At 63.1% G+C, this 23669-nt stretch carries 23 protein-coding genes; 13 read left to right on the top strand and 10 right to left on the bottom strand.

The window, feature by feature from the left end:
* Nucleotides 1–26 precede the first annotated feature (26 nt).
* The gene (locus BJP08_RS00915) at nucleotides 27–542 is read left to right on the top strand and encodes a VanZ family protein (RefSeq protein WP_071567805.1); all 516 of its coding nucleotides are present in this window, start codon (nucleotides 27–29) and stop codon (nucleotides 540–542) included.
* Nucleotides 543–563: 21 nt separating this feature from the next.
* Complete coding sequence (locus BJP08_RS11540) at nucleotides 564–704, top strand: hypothetical protein (protein WP_177221692.1); 141 nt, start codon at nucleotides 564–566, stop codon at nucleotides 702–704.
* On the opposite strand, the gene BJP08_RS00910 is transcribed toward BJP08_RS11540, so the two are convergent.
* Nucleotides 701–1093, bottom strand: a complete 393-nt coding sequence (locus BJP08_RS00910) for a hypothetical protein (RefSeq protein WP_143109963.1) — start codon at nucleotides 1091–1093, stop codon at nucleotides 701–703. The genes BJP08_RS11540 and BJP08_RS00910 overlap by 4 nt on opposite strands.
* 344 nt (nucleotides 1094–1437) lie before the next feature.
* Here BJP08_RS00910 and BJP08_RS00905 point away from each other — a divergent pair, with 344 nt between their 5' ends.
* The 4 genes from BJP08_RS00905 (at nucleotide 1438) to BJP08_RS00890 (ending at nucleotide 7387) form a co-directional block, all read left to right on the top strand.
* Nucleotides 1438–3180, top strand: a complete 1743-nt coding sequence (locus tag BJP08_RS00905; protein WP_071567801.1) for an MFS transporter — start codon at nucleotides 1438–1440, stop codon at nucleotides 3178–3180.
* 155 nt (nucleotides 3181–3335) lie between these two features.
* Complete coding sequence (locus BJP08_RS00900) at nucleotides 3336–6080, top strand: Cna B-type domain-containing protein (RefSeq protein ID WP_218160218.1); 2745 nt, start codon at nucleotides 3336–3338, stop codon at nucleotides 6078–6080.
* Nucleotides 6081–6273: 193 nt separating this feature from the next.
* Nucleotides 6274–6495 carry a PspC domain-containing protein gene (locus BJP08_RS00895; protein WP_071567799.1) on the top strand — a complete coding sequence of 74 codons (222 nt, stop codon included), beginning with the start codon at nucleotides 6274–6276 and terminating at the stop codon, nucleotides 6493–6495.
* A gap of 139 nt (nucleotides 6496–6634) precedes the next feature.
* Nucleotides 6635–7387: a hypothetical protein gene (locus tag BJP08_RS00890; protein ID WP_071567797.1), complete on the top strand. Its 753-nt coding sequence runs from the start codon at nucleotides 6635–6637 to the stop codon at nucleotides 7385–7387.
* Nucleotides 7388–7881: 494 nt separating this feature from the next.
* On the opposite strand, the gene glf is transcribed toward BJP08_RS00890, so the two are convergent.
* Nucleotides 7882–9060 (bottom strand): UDP-galactopyranose mutase, encoded by a 1179-nt coding sequence (gene glf, locus BJP08_RS00885; protein WP_071567794.1) that lies wholly within the window; start codon nucleotides 9058–9060, stop codon nucleotides 7882–7884.
* A gap of 133 nt (nucleotides 9061–9193) precedes the next feature.
* Here glf and BJP08_RS00880 point away from each other — a divergent pair, with 133 nt between their 5' ends.
* Nucleotides 9194–11080: an N-acetylmuramoyl-L-alanine amidase gene (locus tag BJP08_RS00880; RefSeq protein WP_071567792.1), complete on the top strand. Its 1887-nt coding sequence runs from the start codon at nucleotides 9194–9196 to the stop codon at nucleotides 11078–11080.
* 6 nt (nucleotides 11081–11086) lie between these two features.
* On the opposite strand, the gene glpK is transcribed toward BJP08_RS00880, so the two are convergent.
* Genes glpK through serS form a run of 4 tightly spaced genes read right to left on the bottom strand, consistent with a single transcriptional unit; the run spans nucleotide 11087 to nucleotide 15454 of the window.
* Nucleotides 11087–12547, bottom strand: a complete 1461-nt coding sequence (glpK, locus tag BJP08_RS00875; protein WP_071567790.1) for a glycerol kinase GlpK — start codon at nucleotides 12545–12547, stop codon at nucleotides 11087–11089.
* A 3-nt stretch (nucleotides 12548–12550) separates the two neighbouring features.
* Nucleotides 12551–13378 (bottom strand): HAD family hydrolase, encoded by an 828-nt coding sequence (locus BJP08_RS00870; RefSeq protein ID WP_071567788.1) that lies wholly within the window; start codon nucleotides 13376–13378, stop codon nucleotides 12551–12553.
* Nucleotide 13379: 1 nt separating this feature from the next.
* Nucleotides 13380–14201, bottom strand: coding sequence for a 1-acyl-sn-glycerol-3-phosphate acyltransferase (locus BJP08_RS00865; protein ID WP_071567787.1), 822 nt, complete (start codon nucleotides 14199–14201; stop codon nucleotides 13380–13382).
* A complete protein-coding gene (gene serS / locus BJP08_RS00860; RefSeq protein WP_071567785.1) occupies nucleotides 14201–15454 on the bottom strand; it encodes a serine--tRNA ligase in 1254 nt (417 codons plus the stop codon). Before serS ends, BJP08_RS00865 begins: the two co-directional genes overlap by 1 nt.
* Nucleotides 15455–15542: 88 nt before the next feature.
* Between serS and BJP08_RS00855 the strand changes: the two genes are divergently transcribed.
* The 3 genes from BJP08_RS00855 to BJP08_RS00845 are packed head-to-tail and all read left to right on the top strand — an operon-like array spanning nucleotide 15543 to nucleotide 17659.
* Nucleotides 15543–16292 (top strand): GntR family transcriptional regulator, encoded by a 750-nt coding sequence (locus BJP08_RS00855; protein WP_071567783.1) that lies wholly within the window; start codon nucleotides 15543–15545, stop codon nucleotides 16290–16292.
* A 9-nt stretch (nucleotides 16293–16301) separates the two neighbouring features.
* Complete coding sequence (locus BJP08_RS00850) at nucleotides 16302–17312, top strand: septum formation family protein (RefSeq protein ID WP_071567781.1); 1011 nt, start codon at nucleotides 16302–16304, stop codon at nucleotides 17310–17312.
* Nucleotides 17312–17659, top strand: coding sequence for a metallopeptidase family protein (locus BJP08_RS00845; RefSeq protein WP_071567814.1), 348 nt, complete (start codon nucleotides 17312–17314; stop codon nucleotides 17657–17659). The genes BJP08_RS00850 and BJP08_RS00845 overlap by 1 nt, the downstream gene beginning before the upstream one ends.
* 16 nt (nucleotides 17660–17675) lie before the next feature.
* Here the strand turns inward: BJP08_RS00845 and pheA are convergent, their stop codons facing one another.
* Nucleotides 17676–18566, bottom strand: a complete 891-nt coding sequence (pheA, locus tag BJP08_RS00840; RefSeq protein WP_071567779.1) for a prephenate dehydratase — start codon at nucleotides 18564–18566, stop codon at nucleotides 17676–17678.
* An 18-nt stretch (nucleotides 18567–18584) separates the two neighbouring features.
* Between pheA and BJP08_RS00835 the strand changes: the two genes are divergently transcribed.
* Together BJP08_RS00835 and BJP08_RS00830 are read left to right on the top strand one after the other, a co-directional pair.
* A complete protein-coding gene (locus BJP08_RS00835; RefSeq protein WP_071567777.1) occupies nucleotides 18585–19280 on the top strand; it encodes a CPBP family intramembrane glutamic endopeptidase in 696 nt (231 codons plus the stop codon).
* The gene (locus tag BJP08_RS00830; RefSeq protein ID WP_071567775.1) at nucleotides 19277–20542 is read left to right on the top strand and encodes an LCP family protein; all 1266 of its coding nucleotides are present in this window, start codon (nucleotides 19277–19279) and stop codon (nucleotides 20540–20542) included. The genes BJP08_RS00835 and BJP08_RS00830 overlap by 4 nt, the downstream gene beginning before the upstream one ends.
* Before the next feature lie 34 nt (nucleotides 20543–20576).
* On the opposite strand, the gene BJP08_RS00825 is transcribed toward BJP08_RS00830, so the two are convergent.
* From BJP08_RS00825 to msrA, 3 genes are read right to left on the bottom strand one after another with little or no spacing between them, the layout of a single operon-like run.
* Nucleotides 20577–21482 carry a DUF5926 family protein gene (locus tag BJP08_RS00825; protein WP_071567773.1) on the bottom strand — a complete coding sequence of 302 codons (906 nt, stop codon included), beginning with the start codon at nucleotides 21480–21482 and terminating at the stop codon, nucleotides 20577–20579.
* A 20-nt stretch (nucleotides 21483–21502) separates the two neighbouring features.
* On the bottom strand, nucleotides 21503–22231 hold the full coding sequence (locus BJP08_RS00820; protein WP_071567771.1) for a glycerophosphodiester phosphodiesterase family protein: 729 nt from the start codon (nucleotides 22229–22231) through the stop codon (nucleotides 21503–21505).
* Nucleotides 22231–22872: a peptide-methionine (S)-S-oxide reductase MsrA gene (msrA, locus tag BJP08_RS00815; RefSeq protein WP_071567769.1), complete on the bottom strand. Its 642-nt coding sequence runs from the start codon at nucleotides 22870–22872 to the stop codon at nucleotides 22231–22233. Before msrA ends, BJP08_RS00820 begins: the two co-directional genes overlap by 1 nt.
* Before the next feature lie 83 nt (nucleotides 22873–22955).
* Here msrA and BJP08_RS00810 point away from each other — a divergent pair, with 83 nt between their 5' ends.
* Nucleotides 22956–23549: a superoxide dismutase gene (locus tag BJP08_RS00810; protein WP_071567767.1), complete on the top strand. Its 594-nt coding sequence runs from the start codon at nucleotides 22956–22958 to the stop codon at nucleotides 23547–23549.
* Nucleotides 23550–23669: the final 120 nt, after the last annotated feature.

Genomic DNA, 23669 nt, shown 5'->3' with positions numbered 1-23669 from the left:
GTGTGAAACTGTGCTAGGTTGCAACCATGAACCGCAAAGCCCTCGGAGCACTCGCCGCCTACTGCTGCGTCGTCATTGCGTTAACAATGTGTAAAGCGTTTTTCCGCATCGGGTACCTCTGGGACCCCGCCAACCAACGCCGTCGCGGCCTCTCACTGCTGCCCCTCGCTGAGCTTCACGACGCCCAATCCTGGTTCGCGCCCCTCTTCGGCTACGGCGGCAACATCGCCTTCTTCATCCCCGTCGGCGTGCTCGCCTACGTTACCTTCCGGGACACCCGCTGGGCAGTACTGTTCGGGTTCGGGCTGAGCCTGGCCGTCGAAACGGGCCAATACCTCTTCGCGCTCGGCTATTCAGATATCGACGACCTCCTCATGAACACCGTGGGCACCCTGGTGGGCGTCGGCATCGCCCGCGCATGCGGCCCGCGACTGCACACCTTCTGGATTGCGCTCGGCTACGTCGTGCCACTCTGCTTCCTCGGCCTCGTACTCGCCGGCGAGCGCCTCGGCGACCCCTCCAAGGTCACCGAAGTCTACTGACATGCACTAGCCTTGCAACCTATGGATTTCTTGATTGGCGGGGCAGGAATTTTGCTCTCCGCGTTCGCAGCCATGTTCATCTCAGGCCCGACAGGCGCCATCATCGCGGCCGCCTGCGCGATCGTGGGCGTCGTATTCCTTATTAAAGGTGCGCAACGCTAGCGCCGCCGCACCAACTGGACCGCACTCAACAGCACCACCAGGCCGATGGGGATAAGGAACATAAAAAGGTTGATGATCGGCAGTGACATCTCCGCCCGATACTCTTCCCACCGCGCCACCGCCATCGACCCCCACCCGACCACCAGGCACACCGCGGCTACCCACACCGTCACAATTGTCTTTCTGTAGCCGCGCCCCCACGCAGCTTGTGTGAACCAAATCGCGCCGCCCAGCGCAAGCAGCACCGTCGTTGCTTCCACGATGCCGCACACCATGGTCATGGTCATGAAGTCCACGGAGCTACCGAGCAGGATCTGCGTGCCGATGGCCAGCGCGAGGCACACAACCATCGCCGTCGCGTACGTCCGGAGAATGCTTCGAGGTTCCATGTGCACATGGTACAGAGGTTTGCCGTCCTGTCCTTTTGAAAAAGTTCCCGGTTCATCCGCAATTCGGGGAACGATCCCGCCCATCAGCCTAGATTTCGCTGCGTTTCCCCAGGTCGCCGTACCAGAAATCCAAAATCATTCCCGGAGGCGGGAACTTTTTCAAAGGGGTCGAGGAGAGCACGCCGCATCGTTGCATTCTTTTCCGCCACCCCGAAAATCTGCTACAGTCTTGCCCCTGGCCTGGAATACGAGACACGTTGTGCGGCCCCGCTACCGGGAGAGCCGCGCGTAAATCTGCTAACGCCACCGAAGCCATTCCTATCCGTTCGACTGAGAGAGGCTTCATGGCTACGTCTCCATCCTCGGCAGCTCAGGCTGCAGAAAATCGGCCGCTGTCCATTATGTTTGCGGCGGCGCTTGCTGCGTTTATCGCTACGTTTAATGAAACGTTCCTCAACGTCGGCTTCACCAACATCATGACCGACTTCAACATTGGCGTCTCGACTGTCCAGTGGCTCGCCACGGCATACATGCTGGGCGCGGCCGTCATGACACCCACCGCGGGTTTCTTTATCCGCCGCTTCAACACGAAGCCGCTGTATCTGGCAATGACCTTGACGTGGATCGTTGGTGGCGTCATCACCTCGATGGCACCGAATTTCGCGACGCTGCTGGTTGGCCGCGTTCTGCAATCTGTCGGCACGGGCCTGTTAGTGCCGGTCGGCATGATGATCGCGCTGACCGTCGCGCCGCGCCCGAAGCTCGGCACGTTCATGGGCCTGATGGGCGCCATGACGACGCTCGGCCCCTCGGTGGCTATTTTGGCGTCGGGCATGATCTTGGAGTTTTCGACGTGGCGCGCCCTGTGCTGGGCGTTCACCATTCTGTCAGCGATTGTGTTCCTGGTCGGCGTGGCTACGGTGTACAACATCTCCGACAACGTGAAGGCGACGCTCGACGTGCCGTCGGTAACCCTGGTGGCGATCGCGCTGATCGGCCTGCTCTACGGCATTTCCACGATCTTTGGCCCGGCGAAGCTGGTGGCCGTCGTTTCGCTAGTGGTGGGCGTCGTGGCGCTCGTGCTGTTTGTGAAGCGCCAAAATTCTATCGACGACCCCCTCGTCAACCTCACACCGTTGTCGGTGTTCCCGTTCACTGCAGGCGTGATCATTAACGTTGTTGCGCTGATCATTGTGTTCTCCATGAACATTCTGATCCCGATGCACCTGCAGTCGGTGCAGGGCACCACGGGCTTGCAGGCGTCGCTCGTACTCTTCCCGGCGATCCTGCTGGCGGTCGTCTTCGGCCCTGTGGCCGGCAAGATCTACGACGCCAAGGGCGCCAAGCTCATTCTTCCGCTGGGCATGCTACTGATGGCGGTGTTCGCCCTAGCCGCGTCGTGGGCGATGGGCCAGGACACGCTGTGGATCATCACCGTGCTGTACATGTCGGCAATTCTGGGTTCGGCGCTGGCGATCGGTCCGGTGCAGTCCTTCTCCCTGTCGTCGCTGCCACGCGCGATGAACCCGCACGGCGTCACCATCTTTTCGACGTCCTTCCAAATCGCCGGCTGCGTCGGTACCGCCCTGTCGACCGGGATTTACGGCGCATTCGTCGCGTCCGGCAACGGTGCCGATGCCGCCGAGAACCGCGGCTTCCTCGTCGTCGGCGGTGTCCTGTTCGTGCTCGCGCTGATCGCGGTGGTGCTCGGGTGGACCGGCACCCGCACGACCGCGCCTGCTCAGGAGACCACCTCCCCTGTGTCCGACACGCTGGTGGCGAAGCTCATGCAGGAAGACATCTACGCCCTGTCCCCGAACGATACGATTCGTCAGGCTCTCCACATGTTCGTCGACAAGCGGATCTCCGGCACCGCAGTCCTCGACCGGCCGATTGCCTCCATCGCGACTAAGTCCGTCATCACGGTCAACGTCAACGACGACCTGGGCCACATCTCCTCCGTGCTCGCCGACAAGCACCTGAAGAAGGCACCGGTTGTCGCGGATGATGGAACGGTCGTGGGCATCATCAACCGCTCCGACATCAACCGCTACCTCGTTTCGACGTTCGTCGCCCCGGCAAAGTAAAAACCGAATACTTTCTGCTAATAGGTAGGATTGAATTAAACAAATAATTCGCTAGCCGTCCTTTTGGGGCGGCCCCGCATCCTAACAAAGGCAGAAACGTGAACAGCCGACAGCACCCAACGCCTATTTCGGCTTTGTGGGCAACATTATTTACCGTGCTGCTATTGACAGTGGGTGGGGGATTAGTCTCCCCCGAAGCTGCGGTAGCTGAACCACCAGCAGCCCCTGACCGGCAGGTCCAGAAGTGTTACGAAGAGGGGCGCATCTTCTACTGCGAACCTGAAACTCTGCAAGCGCTCATCAACCAAGCAGGTACGACGCCGACTCGAATTGAGATCGGCAACGGAACCGAAACACTCGTGACCAAAACCTTGGTCATCCCGACAGGCGCAGACATCGAGCTGGTGGACACGAACATTGTCCCGTGGAGCTCAGACACCAAGATCGTTCGCGAAGACGGCGAGTTCACCGGCAGCCTCATCCACATTGAGAAGGGTGGCAAACTTACCCTTTCCGACGGCACCGGCAACGGCGAGGGGATCATCATAGACTCGCGCGCACAATACGAGAACGTGGTGAAGGGCAGCTCGTTCTCCCCGACCATCTTGGTCGAAGGCGAGCTGGTGATGAACGCCGGTACCGTCACGGGTGCCCGAAAGATAAGCAGCGTCGGCGAGGGCGCGGTCACCGTCGAGGGCACGGAAGCAAAGTTCACACTCAACAACGGAAAAATCACCGACAACCAGCGCAAGGAAGGTGGCCAGTTCGGTGCCGCGAACGTCGCACTTACCAACGGCGCCACCATGGTGATGAACGGCGGTGAAATCTCTAAGGGTGTATGCAACTACAGCCCCTACGCATATGGCGAAGCAGGCGGCATCGGTGTCTTCAGCGGTGCCCACCTGACCATCAACGGCGGCACGCTCACCGAAAACACGGGTTGGGCCGGAAATATCAATGTCAGCCACTGGCTCAGCGACAGCAATGTGAAGCCCGGCGATGACACGTCGGACACGCGCTCCACCCTGGAATTCAACGACGGCACCATCTCCAACGGAAAGGCAGCTTTTTCCGGTGGTGGCATTAACATTTTTGGCAACGCGGACGTCACCATGAACGGCGGCACCATCGACGGCAACTTTGCGCCGAATGGCGGTGGTGTGAACGCCATGGATATGTACATCAACGGCGACCCGCGCACGTATAAAGAGATCGACTCGGACGGCAGCAAATGGACAAAGACGCACTTCGGCGAACCCCGGCCGGAAGAGTGGACGAAGATCTCCCCTGCCAGGTTCACCATGAACGGCGGAAGCATCACCAACAACAGGGCTACCCGAACCGGCGGCGGCGTCAATGTGATCTCCAACGCTGTGTACCTCAACGCCGGTTTGATCGAAAGCAACGGCGCCGACGGTCAAGGTGGTGGCGTCTACGTCGCAACGAAGTCGTACACCGGCAACTTCATGGACACCCTCATCGCCGACAACACCGTGGTCCCCGGTAACCACGTCGCCTTCGGCGGCGGCATTTGGCTTTGCCCAACGGGCAGCATAATCACGCACGTTACGAACGGCGTGGCCATCTTCGATAATCGGAGCCCTCGCGTTTCGTCGGTCCCGCACTGGGGTGATGACCTTGCGCATGACAATTATGGGTCAGCGAACAGGGCCGGTCTGCGCATCGATCCGCGGATGCTCGGCGGCGGTGAACCAAGCTACTACAAGGACGGGTCACAGTCATCGAACGGTTCCCGGTTCTCCCCGGAAAACCCTGGCAAACAGCAGATCTTCGACGGCTCAGGGAGGGAATCCGACGATAACGCGGACTACCGCGACGCGATTATGAACGAAGGCCTCAAAACCATCGTCGACCCTGAAGCAAAAGAAGCCGCGAAGTCCTGGGCGAAGCTGATAATCCAGAAGAACTCGGCGCCGCGTGGTGCCGGCGTCGGTTCAAACGGCAGGCTCAGCTTCGGAACTCCAGGAACCACCCAGGTGAAGGTAACCAAGGCGTGGAAGGACACCGCTGGCAAGGACCTCGCCGAAGATAAGAAAGTCCCAGTCAAGGTCCGGCTTGTTGGAAAAGTTGGCGACGCCAAGTTCTACATCGGTCAGCCAGCCGAACTCAATGCCGACAACAACTGGACGCACGTCTTCACCGACCTGCCGAAGACGAAGACCGTCGATGGCAAACAGGTCGAAATCCAATACTTTATTGAAGAGCAGGACATAGCTGGATTCGTCGTGTCAGTTCGCGGTAACGCGAAAGACGGATTCACCATCGTCAACACGCATATCCCGCCACCAGTAACAACAACGGTGACGACGACAACGACCCCGCCCCCAGTGACGACTACGACGACTCCGCCTGCGGTGACCACCACGGTGACGCCGCCTCCAGTAACGACGACAACAACCCCTCCCGCGGTGACCACGACGGAAACCACCACGACGACTCCACCCGTCGTAACGACGACAACAACCCCTCCCGCGGTGACCACGACGGAAACCACCACGACGACTCCACCCGCCGTGACAACAACTCCACCCGCGGTGACCACCACGGCTACCCCACCGACTGTGATCACTACGACTACTCCGCCTGCGGTAACGACGACGAAGACTACAACGGCGACCACGACAAGGACGCCACCGACCACCTCCACGACGTCAACCACAACGGTGACCCCACCCGTGGTGACCACGACGAAGACCACCACCGCAACTCCACCGACGGTGACCACAACAGCGACCCCACCGACGGTGACCACAACGGCGACCCCGGACAATCCACGTCCGACACTCGCCCGTACCGGTGCGAATGTGGGTGCGACTGTCACCCTGGCACTTGCACTGATCGGACTAGGTTTGGTGCTTATCCGACGCAAGCGGTCCTAAGCTGAGGAAGGTGCGTAGTCGCCTGGCATGAGTGGCCCTGGAACTTGGTGAAGCTCCAGGACCACCGGTCTTTGTGCCCCTGAGCTTCCCTGTCACCAGAGGTGGGCGCGATCGTTGTCCATATCCCGTGGGCACTCATCCGTTAAACTCTGACGCAGTGATTTCGACCGGCCACTTCGTCTGAGGGGATAACATGCGTAAGCCTTACTACAGGACATCACGTGGACGTGTCATTGCAGGGGTCTGTGCGGGGCTCGCAGAACGCTACGGCCGCAGCCCAGACACAATCCGTTGGTGGTACGCAGTCGCGCAACTATTTGCCTTGCCCATCATTACCACCTATTTTCTCCAGTGGTTACTGTATCCACTCGACGATAACCCTGAGCCTCCGGAACCTGAGCAACCTACAGACTGACCAGCAAGAGACGAGGTGGGGCGCAAGGTACCGCGCCCACCCACCGAATCTCTTGGCAACATCCTGCACGTACAGGTGCAGTCCCGTACATTTATGGCATATCTCTTAGCGGTTCCGTGCCGCTAGGTGTTTCCATCCCATGAAAGACAAGTACGCGGAGCGCTCCCACATGTTTCATTTCCTTCCGTTACTAGCCATCTTTCTCGACTACTTCCTCGATGCCCCAGATGCAGCACCGGAACCTGAAACACTGCTGGCCAGCATCATCAGCGTCTTGGGGCCGTTTTCCGCATTGGTGTTTGGAATAGCGGCACTGCTTTTGCGGCCGCTGCCCCGGAAGTTTTCAATTATTGCCAGCGCTGGTGGCCTGCTGGGCCTCATCGCAATCATCATCCCCACGGTCCTGGCCCCCAGCCCAGAATCGTTTATGCCCGTTTGGATTCCGCTTCCGGCAGGGTTGCTGCTCGCAGGGATCTACGTCCTCATCATTTCCCGTATAGAACAGGCCAATCCCGCGTTCGTGCTCCGCCAAGATACGAGCAGGCTCTCAATCCCCGGCGCGATCGTGGCCGCCTTTCTCATTCTTACTGCGGGGCGCCTACTCACGGCCCATGCATGGCCGTCCCCGGAGGCAATCTTGGTGGGCACCGTGTGCACCCTGGCGACGCTCGCGTTTTATGAGATGAATTGGAAATTCTTGGTTGGCGCAGTGGTCATTATCCAAGCTGCACAAATGCTTAATTCCGTGCTCCCGGTCGAGGCATACATGCTCTACGAGGTGCAGCTTGCCGTCAAGGTTGCTTGCATCCTCGAGATTATCCGTGCAGGCACCCGCGAACACCTGCTGAAACAACCGACGCGCGGCGAAGCTCGCGCAGCCGCTGGAAAATAACGTGTAAGCGTGGCTTTTGCCTTCCGCCGGACCTGGCGTCTCAGCGCGACCAGCGGTATCCGCTCATAGTCTTCTACCAGCACGTTCGGTACTTTGAAATGGTTTCACTCGTCAATTCGGATCCCCCCAGCGCACAAACGCAAACCGCTCAGCCCAATATCCCTGCCGCTTCACGCCGACAGTTGCTTACTCCTCGCGGCAGCTAAGTCACGGCGCGTCACGGCCCCTACTCGGCTGCTACAAAACCGAGAGTCCTGCGAATGCGCACCAAATCCCTGGATTTCGGTTGGCCACTAAAACGTTGCCCCTGGTCGTGCGAAGTTCACGCGGGAATTTGGTGCGCCTACAAAGGAAAGAGTGACAAAAGACGCAACCACCTTTGATATAGACGTTCAAACATGCAGGTCAGAAAAGGGTTAGCCGCCAGAGGTTGCGTCTTTTGTCACTGGTCTCTTAAGAGCCACACAAAACAGACCCCAAAACCCAACGAACCCCTAGTGCCCGCGCTTCTGGTCCAGCGGCTCGCCGTTTTCGAAGTGGGGGCGCAGGTGGTTATCAAACAGGGAGAGCGCGGCGCCGATGGCCATGTGCATGTCCAGGTACTGATAGGTACCCAGGCGGCCGCCGAACAGGACGCCGTTCTTGCGGGATTCCTCGGCGGCGAGTTCGCGGTATTTCAGCAGCTTGGCGCGGTCTTCGGGGGTGTTGATTGGGTAGTAGACCTCGTCGTCGTCGGTGGCGAAGCGGGAGTACTCCTTCACAATCACGGTCTTGTCCGTTGGGTATTCGGAGCGCTCTGGGTGGAAGTGACGGAACTCGTGGATGCGGGTGTAGGGGACGTCGGCATCGTTGTAGTTCATTACCGAGGTGCCCTGGAAGTCGCCGGTATCCAGCACTTCTTGTTCGAAGTCTAGGGTGCGCCAGCCGAGGTGGCCTTCGGCATAGTCGAAGTAGCGGTCGAGTGGCCCGGTGTAGACCACGGGGATCCCTTCGAATTCGTCGCGGATGTCGAACCAGTCGGTGTCGAGGCGGACGTCGATAAGTTCGTGGTCGGCCATGTTCTCGAGCCAGGCGGCGTAGCCGTCGACGGGCAGGCCTTCGTATTTGTCGTTGAAGTAGCGGTTGTTGAAGGTGTAGCGAACTGGCAGGCGGGAGATGATTTCCGGTGGCAGTTCGGTGGGGTCGGTTTGCCACTGCTTGGCGGTGTAGTGTTTCACGAACGCCTCGTACAGCGGCTTGCCGATCAGCGCGATGCCGCGCTCCTCGAGGTTGGTGGCGTCGGCGGGGTCGCGGCCCTCGCGCTGCTCCTCGATCAGTTTGCGGGCTTTGTCCGGCGAGTAGTACTTGCCGAAGAACTGGTTGATCAGGCCCAGGCCCATTGGGAACTGGTAGGCGGTGCCGTTGTGCATCGCGAAGACGCGGTGCTGGTAGTCGGTAAAGGAGGTGAAGCGGTTGACGTATTCCCACACGCGCTCGTTCGAGGTGTGGAACAGGTGCGCGCCGTATTTGTGCACCTCAATGCCGGTTTCCGGCTCCTTTTCGGAGTAGGCGTTGCCGCCGATGTGGTTGCGCTTTTCCACCACGAGCACTCGTTTACCCAGCTCGCTCGCGGCCTGCTCTGCCACGGTGAGGCCGAAGAATCCGGATCCAACAACAATGAGGTCGTAAGTCATACGGCCATTTTGTCACATTTCTTTTCGACGCCCCTCCGCACGACACGCCGAGTCTCAAGATTCACTTGAGACTTTAACTTGCACTAGACTTCACTGGAGTAACCTTTATCCCTATAGCCACAGGAGTTGAAACGTGCAACAGCGGAAGCGCCTGAATGGGCAATCCTCCAGGATGCGCCCTCTGATGGCTGCGGTGGTGTCCGTGGCCCTCGTTGTCGCCGGGGCGTTCGGCGGCAACCACATTGTCCAGGTCCAGTCGGCGGCACCGGCGCAGATGGACGTCTATAACGCCAGCGAGTCCTTCGCCACCGGCGCGAATATCACCGTGGATGACGCGGCGGTGCGCACCCAGGGCGGGGAGGCCGAGGAGCGCCGCGTGGTCAAGGAGTTCACCCGCGACCGTGAGTTCAACTTGTTCGGCCTGACGTGGAAGGGCGACCGCGACATCGCGGCGTTCGTTCGCGCTCAGCGTGCCGACGGCACGTGGACGGAATGGTTCGAGATGGATCCGCTCGACGCTGCACCTGGCACGGACACGTTCGGCACCGAGCCGATCTTCGTCGAGCCGACGAAGCGTATCCAGGTTTCCACGGGCAACGTTGACCTCCTGGAGAACGGCCGTAAGGACTCGACCGCTCCGAACGCGGCCACCGACATCCAGGCCGTGTTTATCGACGGCGGCACCGGCACCGTCAACGGCAACATCAAACCAGTCGTGGACTCCTACACCTACGGCATGCCGAAGGTGATCACGCGCGCACAGTGGGGTGCGGGCAAGAACAGCACCCCGACCTACACCGAGCCGGTGACTGCCGCGACGGTCCACCACACCGCCGGCTCGAACAATTACACCGAGGCGCAGGCGCCGGGCATTGTGCGTGGCATCTGGAACTACCACACCTACACCTTGGGCTGGGGCGATGTGGGCTACAACGCCTTGGTAGATAAGTACGGCAACATCTACGAGGGCCGCTACGGCGGGCTCGACCGCGCGGTCCAGGGCGCGCACGTGGGTGGCTTCAACCAGAACACCTGGGGTGTGTCGGTGCTGGGCAATTATGAGACCGCGGTGCCGACGCAGGCGTCGCTGCAGGCGCTGGGCGACATCATCGGCTGGAAGGCTGCGGTCGCCGGGTTCGACCCGATGGGATCGAGCTACCACTACGCTGATTTCGATTTCAAGGGCAGCAAGTATCGCGCTGGCCAGGGCGGGATGTTCCCAAACATTAACGCACACCGGGACTTCCACTACAACGAGTGCCCGGGCCAGAACCTCTACGACCGGATGAACACGGTTCGCACGATTGCGAACACGAAGTACCGTTCGCTGCGCAACAACGCTGGGTTCACACCGCCGGGTGACTACACGGGTCCTGTCACCGACACCACGGTTGGTGACCTGCTCGAGCGGCTCGGCTCTTCAAAGAAGAATGAGGGCACCGTCACGAACCCTGACGGCACCACAACCCAGGTGACCAACTCTGGTTCCTCCGACAACATTTCCCTGTCCCGTATCGCTTCGGGTGACGCGGTGGCGATCGCGGCGGCCGTCGGCACGCTGGCTGGCCTGATCTTCCTGTACGCGAAGGCGAACGATTTGCTGCCAGAGGGCTTCAAGAACCTCGCAGGTGTAGAGATCGCACCGGGGCTGACGCTGCAGAAGATCACCCCGTACATCGAGCCAATGCTGAAGTTCGCCGGCCAGAACGACCTGGCTGAAGTATGGAAGCAGTTTGAGCCGACGCTCGGCGCGCTCCTCGGCGGCGTCGGCGGCGTGGGTGGTAACGACTTCGGGTTCTTCCAGAACGGCATCGCCGTGCGCAACGCGAAGGGCGAAGCGTTCACGATGTTCACGAAGATCGCGAACGCCTGGCTCCAGCAGGGTCTCGACGCCGGCCCGCTCGGCTTGCCGGTCAACTCCGAGCACCCGATTGGCGACGGCCTCTTCCGCGTCGACTTCCAGGGCGGCGACATCACGTACAACCAGCACACCAACACCATCAACATTGGCGTGCACTAGCCCCAGTTAGGCAAGGTTATAGGAACGGCGCACCGCATCTTCCCACGCGGCGACAAGCACTTCGCGAGTCGCCGCGTTTGCCGTATCTTCCCAGGTTGTGGGCGTTCCGAGGGAGAGTGGGGCGTCGAGAAGCCCGGCCCCCATCCCCGCCGCCGACGCCGCCCCCATGACCGTGGTTTCGATGTTGCCGGGGCGCACGACGCGGGTGCCCAGGATGTCGGCCTGCATCTGCATGAGCAGGTCGTTGGAGGTCATGCCGCCGTCGACGCGCAGCTCGCGCAGTTCGACGCCCATCGCTTCGACGACCTCGCGGGTCTGCAGGCATGTTGCTTCGAGGGCGGCGCGCGCGATGTGGCGGCGGTCCACGAAGCGGGTCAGGCCGGTGATGACGCCGCGGGCGTCCGGGCGCCAGCGCGGCGCGAACAGCCCGGAGAACGCGGGCACGATGACGACGCCACCGCTGTCCGGGACCTCGCTTGCGAGCTGTTCGGATTCGGCGGCGGTGCGCAGGATCCCGAGCTGGTCGCGAAGCCACTGGATGAGTGATCCGCCCACCGCGACGGAGCCCTCCAGCGCGTAGACGGCGGGCTGCCCGGCGCGCTGGTACGCGACGGTGCTGAGCATGCCGGTCTCACTGAAGGTGGGTGTGGTGCCGGTGTTGAGCAGCATGAACAGGCCTGTGCCGTAGGTCATCTTCGCGGCGCCCTCCTCGAGGCCGCCCTGGCCGAAGAGTGCCGACTGCTGGTCGCCGAGCACGCCGCAGATCGGGACGTTGGCCAGTGGCCCCTGGTTGCGGACCTTGCCGAAGTCGCCGACGGACGGGCGGATCTCCGGCAGGATTTCGGGCGGCACGCCGATGGCTTCGCACAGGGCGGGGTCCCACTGGAGAGTTTCCAGGTCCATGAGCAGTGTGCGGCTGGCGTTGGTTACGTCGGTGACGTGCAGTGCGCTGTCCGGGTCGCGCTGGCCACCGGTGAGGTTCCAGATCAGCCAGGTGTCCATGGTGCCGGCGAGCAGCTCGCCGCGGGCGGCGCGTGCGCGGGCGCCGTCGACGTGGTCGAGGATCCAGGCCCACTTCGGCCCGGCCGGATACGAGTTGCGCAGCAGCCCGGTGGTGGCCTGGAACTCGGTGGCGTCGCCGTCGTAGGTGGTGCGGGTGTCTTGCCACACGATTGCGTTGTAGATGGGTTTACCGGTAGCGCGTTCCCAGATGACGGCGGTTTCCCGCTGGTTCGTCAGGCCGAGCGTGGCAATGGCGGCTTCGTCGATATCTGCGCTGGCCACGGCGTCGCTCATGGCGCGGCGCGTGTTGCGCCAGATCTCCAGTGGGTCGTGCTCGACCCAACCCTCGCGCGGCAGGATCTGCCGGTGCTCGAACTGGGCCTGTGCGATCACCTCGCCGCCCGTAGTGGCGACTACGAACCGGGTTGATGTTGTGCCTTGATCAATAGCCGCCAGCAACGTCATGAGTTAAAACCAGTGCTCCAATACCTTCGCCACGCCGTCTTCATCATTCGACGCGGTCACAATATCAGCGGCGTCTTTCACCGCTTCGCTCGCGTTCGCCATAGCGACGCCCATGCCGGCCCACGCCAGCATCTCGACGTCGTTTTGCATGTCGCCGAACGCCACCACCTGGGACGGATCGATCCCGTACTGCGCCGCCAGGTAGGAAACGCCGGCCGCCTTCGTCACGCCCGGGCGCGAGAACTCGAGCAGCCCCTCCTCCATCGAGTAGGTGACGTGCGCGATGTCCTGGTCGATCTCGGGTGCGATCATGTCAAACATTTCCTCCGCCATCAGGTCGGGGCAGCGCACGAGCAGCTTCGCGGCTGGCTCTGCGAGCAGCTCCTCGACGTGGACGACGCCGAAGCGGGCATCCCAGGCGTCAGGGTTGTACTCCGGCGTAATCAGGAAGCACTCTTCCTCCGGATCGAGCGCGCTTTGGCTCAGCCGCTCCACCCCGTAGCCCACGGTCACACCGGCCTCCCCCATCACCTTTTCGACGATCCCCACCGTCTCCTCCATACTCTCTGGGGACAGCGCAAAGGATTTGACCACTTCGTCGTGCTCGGGGTCGTAGATGACGGCGCCGTTGGCGGCCACGCAGACCGGCTCGAACGGCAGCTGCTCGAGCACCGGCAGAAGCCAGCGGTGGGGGCGCCCGGTGGCCAGCCCGAATTTGGTTCCGACGCGCACAGCCCGCGCGACGACCTCCAACAGGCGCGGCGTCACCCGCCCGTAGGAGTTGAGGAATGTGCCATCGATGTCACTGATGATCAGGCTGGGGGCGTTCATGTTATTTCCCTTTCTTTGCCTCGCGTTCTTTTCGGTGAATTTCTGCTGCTTCTTCAAGCGTCGGTGCGCTCCCGCCGAGCGAGGCCGGCATCCACGGTTCGCCGGGCTCAAATGGGCCGAAGCGCGTGTCGTATTCGGCGCGGGTGGTCTCCAGCAGGGCTTCCATCGCTGCCTTGAGCCTACCCGTTGCTTCCTCGACGGTGCCGTCGAGAGCAACGGGCTCCCCGTAGCGGATGATGACCGGGATGCCGGAGCGCCCAAGCCGTTTCGGCTGGTCTTTGGTCCACAGGCGTTGGGAGCCCCAGATCACGCACGGCATGAGCGGCACTCCGGCTTGGCGTGCGATGCGCACGGCGCCCGTCTTAAAGTCCGCAAGTTCGAAGGAGCGCGAAATCGTGCCTTCGGGGAAGATGCCGACGATCGCCCCTTCGCGCAGGGCGTCAACGGCGGCGTCGATAGCCCCGGCACCTGCCGAGCGGTCCACGGGGACGTGCCCCATGTTGCGCAGCAGCCACCGCAGCACCGGAATGTCGAAAACTTCCTTCTTTGCCATGAACCGCACCAGGCGTTCCCCGCGCAGGTAGGGCCCGATGCCGGCCAGCATGAAGTCGAGGTAGCCGGTGTGGTTGATGGCCAGCATCGCCCCGCCGTCTAGAGGGATGTGCTCGAGGCCGTGGACCGTCGCCTTCGTCCCGGCGAACCGGAAGTAGCGCTTCGCCGCGCGCACGATCCGCTGGTAGAAGCGGTTGTGCATGTCGCCGCTATGCGGCCGCGGGGCGGTGTAGCCGTCGGCTACTTCAAACAGTCCATCAATCGTGCGCATTAGGGAACCAGTATGTCCTTCCCAACCCACGGGTGCAGCGCTTCTGGCACCTTCACGGAGCCGTCGGCCTGCTGGTTGTTTTCGAGGATGGCGACGAGCCAGCGCGTCGTCGCGAGCGTGCCGTTCAGGGTTGCGGCGGTCTGGGTCTTGCCGTTCTCGTCGCGGTAGCGGATGGACAGGCGGCGCGCCTGGAACGTGGTGCAGTTCGACGTCGAGGTCAGCTCACGGTACGTATCTTGCGACGGCACCCACGCCTCGGTGTCAAACTTGCGTGCCGCGGACGAGCCGAGATCGCCGGCGGCGATGTCAATAATGCGGTAGGGGACCTCGACCGCGGCGAGCATCTCGCGCTCGAGTCCGAGCAACTTCTGGTGCATCTCCTCGGCGTCCTCCGGCTTGCAGTACGCGAACATCTCCAGCTTGTCGAACTGGTGGACGCGCAGAATGCCGCGGGTGTCCTTACCGTAGGAACCGGCCTCACGGCGGAAGCAGCTGGACCAACCGGCGTAGAGCAGCGGGCCGTCCGAGAGATCAATAATTTCGTCGGTGTGGTAGCCGGCCAACGCCACCTCGGAGGTGCCAACCAGGTAGAGGTCGTCGCGCTCGAGGTAGTAGATCTCCTCATCGTGCTCGTCGAGGAAGCCAGTGCCCTGCATGACGTCGGGGCGGACCAGTACCGGCGGGATCATGACCTTGAAGCCGGCCTCGCGGGCCTTTTGCGCGGCGAGCATCATCATGCCCAGCTGCATCCAGGCGCCGTCGCCCACCAGATAGTAGAAGCGTGCGCCGCCAACCTTGGTGCCACGCTTCGTGTCGATAATCCCGAGGTTCTCGCCCAGCTCGAGGTGGTCTTTCACCTCGAAGTCGAAGGTCGGGACCTCGCCGACGTGCTCGAGGACCACGAAGTCCTCCTCGCCGCCGGCGGGTGCACCCTGGATTGGGTTCGAGATCTTGTACTGCAGGTCCTGCACGGCCTGCTCGGCCTCAGCCTGCTTCGCCTCGGCGGCCTTTACCTTCGCCTTGAGTTCGTTCGAGCCCTCGAGCAGCGCCGGGCGCTCCTCCGGGGAGGCCTGGCCAATCTTCTTGCCGAAGGCCTTCTGTTCCGCACGCAGCTCATCTGCTGCCTGGATAGCCTCGCGGCGCTGCTCGTCGGCCGCTAGCAGCTGATCGACGAGGGAGGGATCCTCGCCACGGGCGGTTTGGGACTCTCGGACGTCGTTTGCATTCTCGCGCAGAAATTTCAGATCAATCACGCACACAACTCTACCCGGTTCTGCCCCTCCATACGCTACCTGCGCCGCCGCCCCGCTCTGGTAATAACCAGTGCGCTATGGTGGGGGTATGTCCACGCCCGAGCAGCCCCCCACCGAAATCCAGGAAGGCCCCCTCCCGAAACACGCGCAGCTACGCATCATCCTCGAAGAGTACTGCCGCAACGAACTGTCCCCCGGAGACCCGCTGCCCGGCGAACGCGCCCTCGAAGAAACCTATAACGTCTCCCGCATCACGGTGCGTCGCGCGATCGGGGACCTCGTCGCCCAGGGGAAACTCCGCCGGGTGCGCGGCAAGGGCACATTCGTGGCGCCGAGCCCGCTGGTGAGCAAGCTGCAGCTGGCCAGTTTCTCTGAGGAGATGCAGGCGCAGGGCGTAGTGGCGTCGTCAAATATTTTGCTGGCGGAGCGCACGGTCGCACCCCGAGAGGTCGCTGAGTACTTCGGCACCCCGCCGCGCGCTGAGCACATTCACCTCCGCCGCCTCCGGCTTGGCGACGCCCAACCCTACGCCGTCGACGACGGCTGGTACAACGGCGAGCTCGTTGCCGACCTGCTGGACCACGACCTGCAAACGTCGGTGTATGAGGTGCTCGACCAGCGCTATGGCCTCGGCATCACCGAAGCTGAGCAGACCGTGACCGTGGTCAACGCTGATGCCCGCGTCGCCGCGCTGCTCGACGTGCCCGCGAACCGGGCGCTGCTGCGAATCGTGCGCTATGCGCAAAGCCACGGCACACGTGTGGAATACTGTGCCAGTGTGTACCGGACGGACCGTTACAGTCTGCACACACAGGTATTGCGCAACCTCGAGGGATAGGAAAGGCACATGGCTACCAAGACAACAGCGTTGCGCGGCTTTCTCGTCGCGCTACTCGCGGGTGCGGTCGGATTCGGCTCCTACACCTACAACGCGTCGCCCGCACCGCAAGGCGGCACTGAGGCATCGGAAGTATCGACGTCCACTCCGAAGCGACAGAGCAAAAACAAGCCAGCACCGTTCACCACGGCCGACCAAGGCGCCTGCCTGACCTGGGAAGCCGACGCCGCAGGCCACATCACCGCCTTCGAGCAAACCGACTGCGCACTCGAGCACCGCTTCGAGGTCTCGGCGCGCGAAGACCTGGCCACCTACCCCACCTCCGAGTTCGGCCCGTCCGCACCGATGCCGAACCAGACCCGGCAGGCGCAGCTGCGCGAGGAGCTCTGCGGGGGCGCAACCCTGCGTTACCTCAACGGTGCCTTCGACCCGAATGGGCGTTACTCCATCGCGCCGATCCTGCCACCAGCGGCCGCATGGGAAGAGGGCGACCGCACCATGCTGTGCGGCCTGCAGGAAACCAACCGCGACGGCACTCCGATCCTGACCACGGGCCGCGTATCCGAGCAGGACCAGGCGCGCACCTTCAACCCCGGGGAGTGCGTGACCATCGACGGCGCCTCCAGCCTGAGCACCGTGGACTGCAACGAGCCGCACCAGATGGAGATCACCAGCACGGTCGACCTCAAACCGGTCTTCCCCGACCACACCCCGAGCGTCGAGGAACAAGACAAATACCTGCGCGATGTGTGCACCGACGCCGCCCAGAAGTACATGGGCGCGGAGGAAAACCTCTACCAGATCGCGCTGCAGCCGTTCTGGACGACGCAGAAGACTTCGGCGTGGGAGGGTGGCTCGCGCAGCGTGAACTGCGCGCTCGTCTTCTCGAACCCGGAGGGGCAGTTCGCTACGCTGAACGGGTCCGCGACCGCCGGGCGCGAAGTGCTCAAGATCGATGGCAACCCGCCACCAGAGCGCCCGGAGCGCCGCCCACTGCGGGAGGAGCAGCCACAACCATGATGGAGCCGGTCAGCCAGGACGTCTTTGAGGCAATGATCAACGACGCCCTGGACACCATCCCCGAGGAGTTCGCCCGCCACATGACGAACATGGTGGTGCTGGCCCGCGACTTTAACCCGGACGAACCCACGCTACTCGGACTGTTCGAGGGCATCCCCCTTACTGAGCAGCACTCAAACCACAGCGGGTTCCTGCCGGATGCGGTGTTCGTGTACAAGGACGCGCTCGAGGCGATGTGCAGCGACGAAGAGGAACTCCGCCACGAGGTAAAGGTGACCGTCCTACACGAGGTCGGCCACTACTTCGGGCTCGAGGAGCACGAGCTGCACGAACTCGGCTGGGGCTAGCTGGGGGCAGCCAGAGTTAACGCAGTCCGTCCACCCATGCCTGGGCCTCCGCCAGGCGTGGGTTGCCGCTGGGCCACGTGGCCTGCTGCGCGCACGGCCACGACCCCAAGTACGTAATCTGCGAGGACCGCAGGTACACCGCCCGCAACGCCTCCGCGACGGCGGTGTCGTCGATATGCCCCACGATGTCCACGTGGAAGGAGTACGTGTTCGGCTCCTTTCGCGTTGGGCGCGACTCAATACGGGAAAGATGCACGCCCCGGAACGCGAACTCCTGCAACGCGGCCACTAGCGTGCCAGGCTCGTTCGGCGTCTGGAACACAATCGACGTCCTGTCGTTGCCCGTGCGCGGCGTCGGTGTCCCGAACGGCCCAACTAACACGAAACGCGTCCGCGCCGTGGACAAGTCGGCCACGCCGCGCGCGTGCACCTCCAAACCGAGCAGCTCCGCCGCGCGCTCCGGGGCAGCGGCCACGTCCGCCTCCCCCTCGGCAACAAGCTGCGCTGCAGCGCCGTTGGAGGTCGCCGGGTGGAACGTCGCGTTCGGGGCATGCTCGGCCATCCACTGCTTCACCTGCTGGTAGGCCACGGGGTGGGTGGCGAAGCGGGAGGCGTCGACAAGTGAAGCACCGGGGCGCGTCATGATGGCGAAGGCGATCTCCAGCTCGGTCTCCCCGTAGATCTGCACACCGGGCGCCTCAGCCAGCGCGTCCGTGGTCGCGGTGACCGCGCCGTCGACCGAGTTCTCCACCGCAACCACCGCGTAGTCCGCGCGCCCGGCACGCACCTCGTTGAGGGCCTCCGCCGGGGAATCCACAGGCACAAGCTGCGGATCGGGCAAGTCAAAGTTCCACACGGCCTGCTCCGTGAAGGTTCCCGCCGGGCCGAGGTACGCAATCGTTGTCATGGGGCTACTGTAGCCTGCATGCACACTCGGTACCGCGTTGAAGTCCTCCTCGTGCTGGCCGTCACCTTCGGCGCCAGCGGGCTGCGCGCCGCGCTGCGCCTGGTGGACTCGCTGCTGCAGGCGCCCCTCAATGAGCAGTCGACGACGCTTTACTCCCAGGCGAGCTCCATCGGCTGGCTCGACGTGGCGCTCCAGGCGGTCTCGGCGCTGTCGCTCATCGGGTGGGGTGGCCTGGCGTGGTACCTGCTGGGCACCGCGTGGGTTACGCCGAAGTGGCACGACTGGCTGCGCGGCGCCGGGTTCGCGGCACTCATCGGCATCCCGGGGCTGGCGCTCTACATCGGGGCGGTGCACTTCGGCTGGTCCAAGGTCGTCATCCCCACCACCGAGGCCGTCCAGATCCCCACCTCCCTCTTGTGGGCGTTCGCCAACGGGTTCGCCGAGGAAGTCGTGGTGGTGATGTACCTGTGCACCAGGCTGCGACAGATGCGCTGGTCCGTGCCAGCGACGATCGCCGCTTCCGCGATCCTGCGTGGCTCCTACCACCTCTACCAGGGGGTTTCCGCAGGCTTCGGCAACATCGCGATGGGCGCCATCTTCGCCTACTACTACCACCGCACCGGCAAAATCTGGCCGCTCATCCTCGCGCACTTCCTTATCGACGCCGTCGCTTTTCTCGCCTACCCACTCCTGCCGTCTACACTGTTGCCATGAATACGCCGCATTCCAACGATCCCCGGGATAACCTCGAGGACTTCGTGCTTGGCAAGGACGGCCAACCGCTCGTGGACCGCTACGGGCGCCCCATCCGGAAGCGACGCCCGCAGCGGGAACAGCAACGGCCCGCCGCCTGGCAGGAGCGGCCAGCCATCCGGCCGGAGCGTCGCGAGCCGCAGGAAACACGGCAGTACAACCCGCGCGAGTACGAACCGCGCGAATATCGGCCGCGCCAGTACCCGCCACAGCAGCGCCCTGTGCAGCACAGGCCGGCGCAGCAACGCCCCGAGCGCGAGCCTGTCCCAATGCAGGTCACGCAGCGGCCACACCCACAGTCGCAGCGCCCACGGCGCCCGCGGCGGAGAGGACGTCGTAAAGGTGGCTGCGGTCGTCTGCTCGCGGCTCTCCTTGTGGTGCTGCTTGCCCTCACCTTCCTTGTCGACGCCCGGCTCTCCCGCGTCGACGCCCTGCCCGCCGAGCGCATCGCGAACACCTCGGGCACGAACTGGCTGCTCGTCGGGTCCGACTCACGCACGGGCCTGAGCGAGGAGGACGCGGCGCGCCTCGGCACTGGTGGCGACCTGGGCACCACCCGCACCGACACGATCATGCTGCTGCACCTGCCGCTGTTCGGGAAGGCGACGCTGGTGTCCATCCCGCGCGACTCCTATGTGGCCGTGCCCGGCTACGGGCAGGAAAAGATCAACGCGGCGTTCGCCTACGGTGGCCCCCAGCTGCTCATCCAGACCGTTGAGCAGGCCACTGGCCTGCGCGTGGACCGCTACGCGGAAATCGGCATGGGCGGGTTGGCCAACATCGTCGATGCCGTCGGCGGCGTGGAGATCTGCGTCTCAGAGTCCATTCAGGACCCGCTGGCCAACCTGTTCGTCGAGCCCGGCTGCCAGAAGATGGACGGCGCGACCGGCCTTGGGTACGTGCGCACCCGCGCCACCGCCCAGGGCGACCTGGACCGCGTCGGGCGCCAGCGCGAGTTCCTCGGTGCCCTGACCAGCCGTATCCTCTCCCCCGGCGTGCTGCTCAACCCCTTCCGGGCGCTACCACTGCTGTGGACCGCCCCGGCCATGTTCACCGTGGGCAGCAAGGACCACGTATGGAACCTGGCCCGCATCGGGTTGGCGTTCAGCATGGGGTTGAACACGGAAACCATCCCGGTGGGCGGGTTTATGGACGCGGACGTCGGCAACGTGATCCTCTGGGACGAGGTCGCCGCCGAGCAGCTCTTCTCGTCCCTCAGGTAGGCGATAGCCCCCGAATAGCCCGGTCGCCCTCTATTTAGATGGTGACCTGGCGGGACTTGATGTTGTCCAGCTGCTTGCGCTCGTCGGCGCTGAGCTGGGCGTCGTTCGCGTACTCGGCCTCGATAGCCTTGTTCAGCGCCACCAACGCGTCAGCGTAGGACGCAGGTTCAACCGCCGGGTCCAGGTCCCACACCGGAACGACGACACCGTGGGTGCGGAACGCCCCCGCGAACTTCGTACCTTCACCCAGATTGAGTTCACCGCGAGCCGCGATGCGCGCCAGCGCAGCAAGCATCTGGTTCTCGTTGTCCTCGGTGCGCACCCAGCGGATATGGGCCTTGCCGCTGCCTGGGTTAATCCACCACACGGCGCCCGGCGCGTCTGCCTCGACCTCGACGGACGGGATGACGGCGTCGTTCGCAGCCGCCATCGCCTGCTGGATCTGCGGCGGAACCTGGGCGTCCTCCGGGAACCACCAGGAGAAGTCGTCGTAGGAGGTGACGTCCAGGGTGACGTCGGCGGGGAAGATGTCCTTCAGGGTCGGCTGCTGGCCGTCCGCCGCGGTGGACTGCAGCTGCTCGCCCTCTTCGGCCCCGAGTACCCAGTTCAGGGCGTACGCGAGGTCGCGGCCCGGATTCTGGGAATGCGCAGCAACCTGCAGCGCAACCAGGCGCTCGTTGTCCTCGCGCACCATCGCCGCGACGGCGCCTGGCAGCACAGTCACCAGCTGGACAGGGGTGTCCTTCACGCTCACCTGCGCGGTCGCGGACGGCACGAACTCCTGCAGCGCCACCAACTCGGCCTCGGCAGCCAGGCCCTCGTACGGGCGCGGGTCCTTCTGCAGCGCCTCGCGCTCAGCGGCGCGGGCAGCGAGTTTCGCCTGGCGGCGGCTCATTCCCTCTGGGAGATTCTCTTGCTTTCTACGGTTCTTTTTAGCCATAGACACACATCGTACAGGCGCTACAGCAGCCCTGCGTACGTCTGCAGCGCCAGCTGCGGGTGGTCGGTCGCAATCGCAGCAATGCCGTGTTCGGCACACCACCGCATATCCTTCGGGTCGTTGACCGTCCACACGTACGTCGGGCACCCATACTTACCGATCAGCTCCGGGCGCCGCTGCACATGCGCCAACCCCGGCCCGATCCCGTACGGGCTCGAAAGCATCACGCTCTTCGGGTTCCACTTCGCCTCACGCAGCCGGAACAGGTAATACGTGAGCAAATCGGGCGCCATCCGTGTGAAATACCGCACCGCCTTATGCGAGAAGGAAATGATCGCAACCTGCTCCGAGTCCAGCATGCCCGCGTACGCCAGCGCCCGAAATGTCGCCTCGTCCACCTCGGGGCCGTAGCGCGTCGGATGTTTCGTCTCAATATAGAGGTGCTTGTCCGGGTAGTCCTGCATCAGCTCGAGCAGCTCTTCGAGCAGCATCACTTGCTGCGGGCACTCCTTCGTGCCGCAGTTCAGCTCGCGCAGGTCGCAGAAGTCCATCGTGGACACGCGCCCCATCCCGTCCGTCGTGCGATTCACCAGGCCGTCATGGAACACCACCAGCCGCCCGTCGCGCGTGAGCCGCACGTCGCACTCCACGCCGTGAATCGGCAGCTTCAAGCCAGCCTCAAACGCCAGGCGCGTCGACTCCGGGTACATCGCCGAAAAGCCGCGATGCGCCACAATCTTCGGCAACATTAGATTCCACACTCCACGCCCGTCGAGTGGTGCGGGCAATACCCGTTCGGCACCTTGTGCAGGTACTGCTGGTGCTCATCCTCCGCCAAGTAATAATCGACGCCCCACCCCACCTCAGTCGTAATTGGGGCATAGCCGGCGTCGACAAGCTGCTCACCGTACTGCGCAACCCACCCCTTGATGTCCTGCGCCTCGTGCTCCGTGTCGGTAAAAAACGCCGAGCGGTACTGCGTACCCACGTCATTGCCCTGGCAGAAACCCTGCGTCGGGTCGTGCGCCTCAAGCGCCGCACGCACCAACTCCTTCAACGAGACGCGCTCCGGGTCGTAGACCACCTCAACCAGCTCGACGTGGTTCGTCTGCCCGCTGCAGACCTCGCGGTACGTCGGGTTCGGCGTCACACCCCCGCCATACCCAACCGACGTCGACTCCACCCCCTCCATCTGCCAAAACATCTTCTCAGCACCCCAAAAACACCCAATACCCACCAGCAGGCGGCGCTGCCCCTCGCGCCACGGACCAGTAATCGGCGTTCCCAACACAGCATGCGGACGCGGATGCGCCAACACTGGCTCATTACGACCCGGCAAGGCGCGATCCTCAGGAACAAGCTTCGGCGTCGGTGCAAACAAGAAACCCATAAAAATCAGCGTACGCCATTGCGGGAATGTGATTCTTGTCTATTATGGGGCACGTCACCAACCCCAAACGAAAGGAACTGACAATGGCTGTTTACGAACTTCCAGAGCTCCCATACGCATACGACGCACTCGAGCCACACATCTCGGCCGAGATTATGGAGCTGCACCACGACAAGCACCACGCAAACTACGTCGCTGGCGCAAATGCCGCCCTCGAGGCCCTCGAAGCAGAGCGCAACGGCGACGCCAACCCAGACAAGCTGCGCGCACTGTCCAAGAACCTGGCATTTAACCTGGGTGGCCACACCAACCACTCCATCTTCTGGAAGAACATGGCACCGAACGCAGGCGGCGCACCAACCGGCGCAATCGCCGAGGCAATCGACCGCGACTTCGGTTCCTTCGAGAAGTTCCAGGCACACTTCTCCGGTGTGGCAACCAGCCTGCACGGCTCCGGCTGGGCAGTCCTGGGCTACGACCACATCGCAGGCCGCCTCATCATCGAGCAGCTCACCGACCAGCAGGGCAACATCTCCGTTGACTTCACCCCACTGCTGATGCTCGACATGTGGGAGCACGCCTTCTACCTGCAGTACAAGAACGTCAAGGGCGACTACGTCAAGGCTTGGTGGAACGTTGTCAACTGGGACGACGTCAACGAGCGATTCGCGGGTTAAGGGTCAAAAAGTGTGTCCGGAATCGCGGATTTTCACGGATTGACCTGTAGGTTTCCGGAAAGTATATGCTCCGGAAGCATATATCTAGCCCCCGACGGGAAATCCTCGGTGTGGCAGCCG

Origin of the sequence: Corynebacterium sp. NML140438 (assembly GCF_001875725.1) — a bacterium.
Taxonomy (GTDB): domain Bacteria; phylum Actinomycetota; class Actinomycetes; order Mycobacteriales; family Mycobacteriaceae; genus Corynebacterium.
This window is presented reverse-complemented; position numbering and strand designations above follow the sequence as displayed.

Coding starts and splice junctions, on each gene's coding strand:
- BJP08_RS00915 (WP_071567805.1), top strand. CDS start 27: ATGAACCGCAAAGCCCTCGGAGCACTCGCCGCCTACTGCTGCGTCGTC.
- BJP08_RS11540 (WP_177221692.1), top strand. CDS start 564: ATGGATTTCTTGATTGGCGGGGCAGGAATTTTGCTCTCCGCGTTCGCA.
- BJP08_RS00910 (WP_143109963.1), bottom strand. CDS start 1,093: ATGGAACCTCGAAGCATTCTCCGGACGTACGCGACGGCGATGGTTGTG.
- BJP08_RS00905 (WP_071567801.1), top strand. CDS start 1,438: ATGGCTACGTCTCCATCCTCGGCAGCTCAGGCTGCAGAAAATCGGCCG.
- BJP08_RS00895 (WP_071567799.1), top strand. CDS start 6,274: ATGCGTAAGCCTTACTACAGGACATCACGTGGACGTGTCATTGCAGGG.
- BJP08_RS00890 (WP_071567797.1), top strand. CDS start 6,635: ATGAAAGACAAGTACGCGGAGCGCTCCCACATGTTTCATTTCCTTCCG.
- glf (WP_071567794.1), bottom strand. CDS start 9,060: ATGACTTACGACCTCATTGTTGTTGGATCCGGATTCTTCGGCCTCACC.
- glpK (WP_071567790.1), bottom strand. CDS start 12,547: ATGACGTTGCTGGCGGCTATTGATCAAGGCACAACATCAACCCGGTTC.
- BJP08_RS00870 (WP_071567788.1), bottom strand. CDS start 13,378: ATGAACGCCCCCAGCCTGATCATCAGTGACATCGATGGCACATTCCTC.
- BJP08_RS00865 (WP_071567787.1), bottom strand. CDS start 14,201: ATGCGCACGATTGATGGACTGTTTGAAGTAGCCGACGGCTACACCGCC.
- BJP08_RS00855 (WP_071567783.1), top strand. CDS start 15,543: ATGTCCACGCCCGAGCAGCCCCCCACCGAAATCCAGGAAGGCCCCCTC.
- BJP08_RS00850 (WP_071567781.1), top strand. CDS start 16,302: ATGGCTACCAAGACAACAGCGTTGCGCGGCTTTCTCGTCGCGCTACTC.
- BJP08_RS00845 (WP_071567814.1), top strand. CDS start 17,312: ATGGAGCCGGTCAGCCAGGACGTCTTTGAGGCAATGATCAACGACGCC.
- pheA (WP_071567779.1), bottom strand. CDS start 18,566: ATGACAACGATTGCGTACCTCGGCCCGGCGGGAACCTTCACGGAGCAG.
- BJP08_RS00835 (WP_071567777.1), top strand. CDS start 18,585: ATGCACACTCGGTACCGCGTTGAAGTCCTCCTCGTGCTGGCCGTCACC.
- BJP08_RS00830 (WP_071567775.1), top strand. CDS start 19,277: ATGAATACGCCGCATTCCAACGATCCCCGGGATAACCTCGAGGACTTC.
- BJP08_RS00825 (WP_071567773.1), bottom strand. CDS start 21,482: ATGGCTAAAAAGAACCGTAGAAAGCAAGAGAATCTCCCAGAGGGAATG.
- BJP08_RS00820 (WP_071567771.1), bottom strand. CDS start 22,231: ATGTTGCCGAAGATTGTGGCGCATCGCGGCTTTTCGGCGATGTACCCG.
- msrA (WP_071567769.1), bottom strand. CDS start 22,872: ATGGGTTTCTTGTTTGCACCGACGCCGAAGCTTGTTCCTGAGGATCGC.
- BJP08_RS00810 (WP_071567767.1), top strand. CDS start 22,956: ATGGCTGTTTACGAACTTCCAGAGCTCCCATACGCATACGACGCACTC.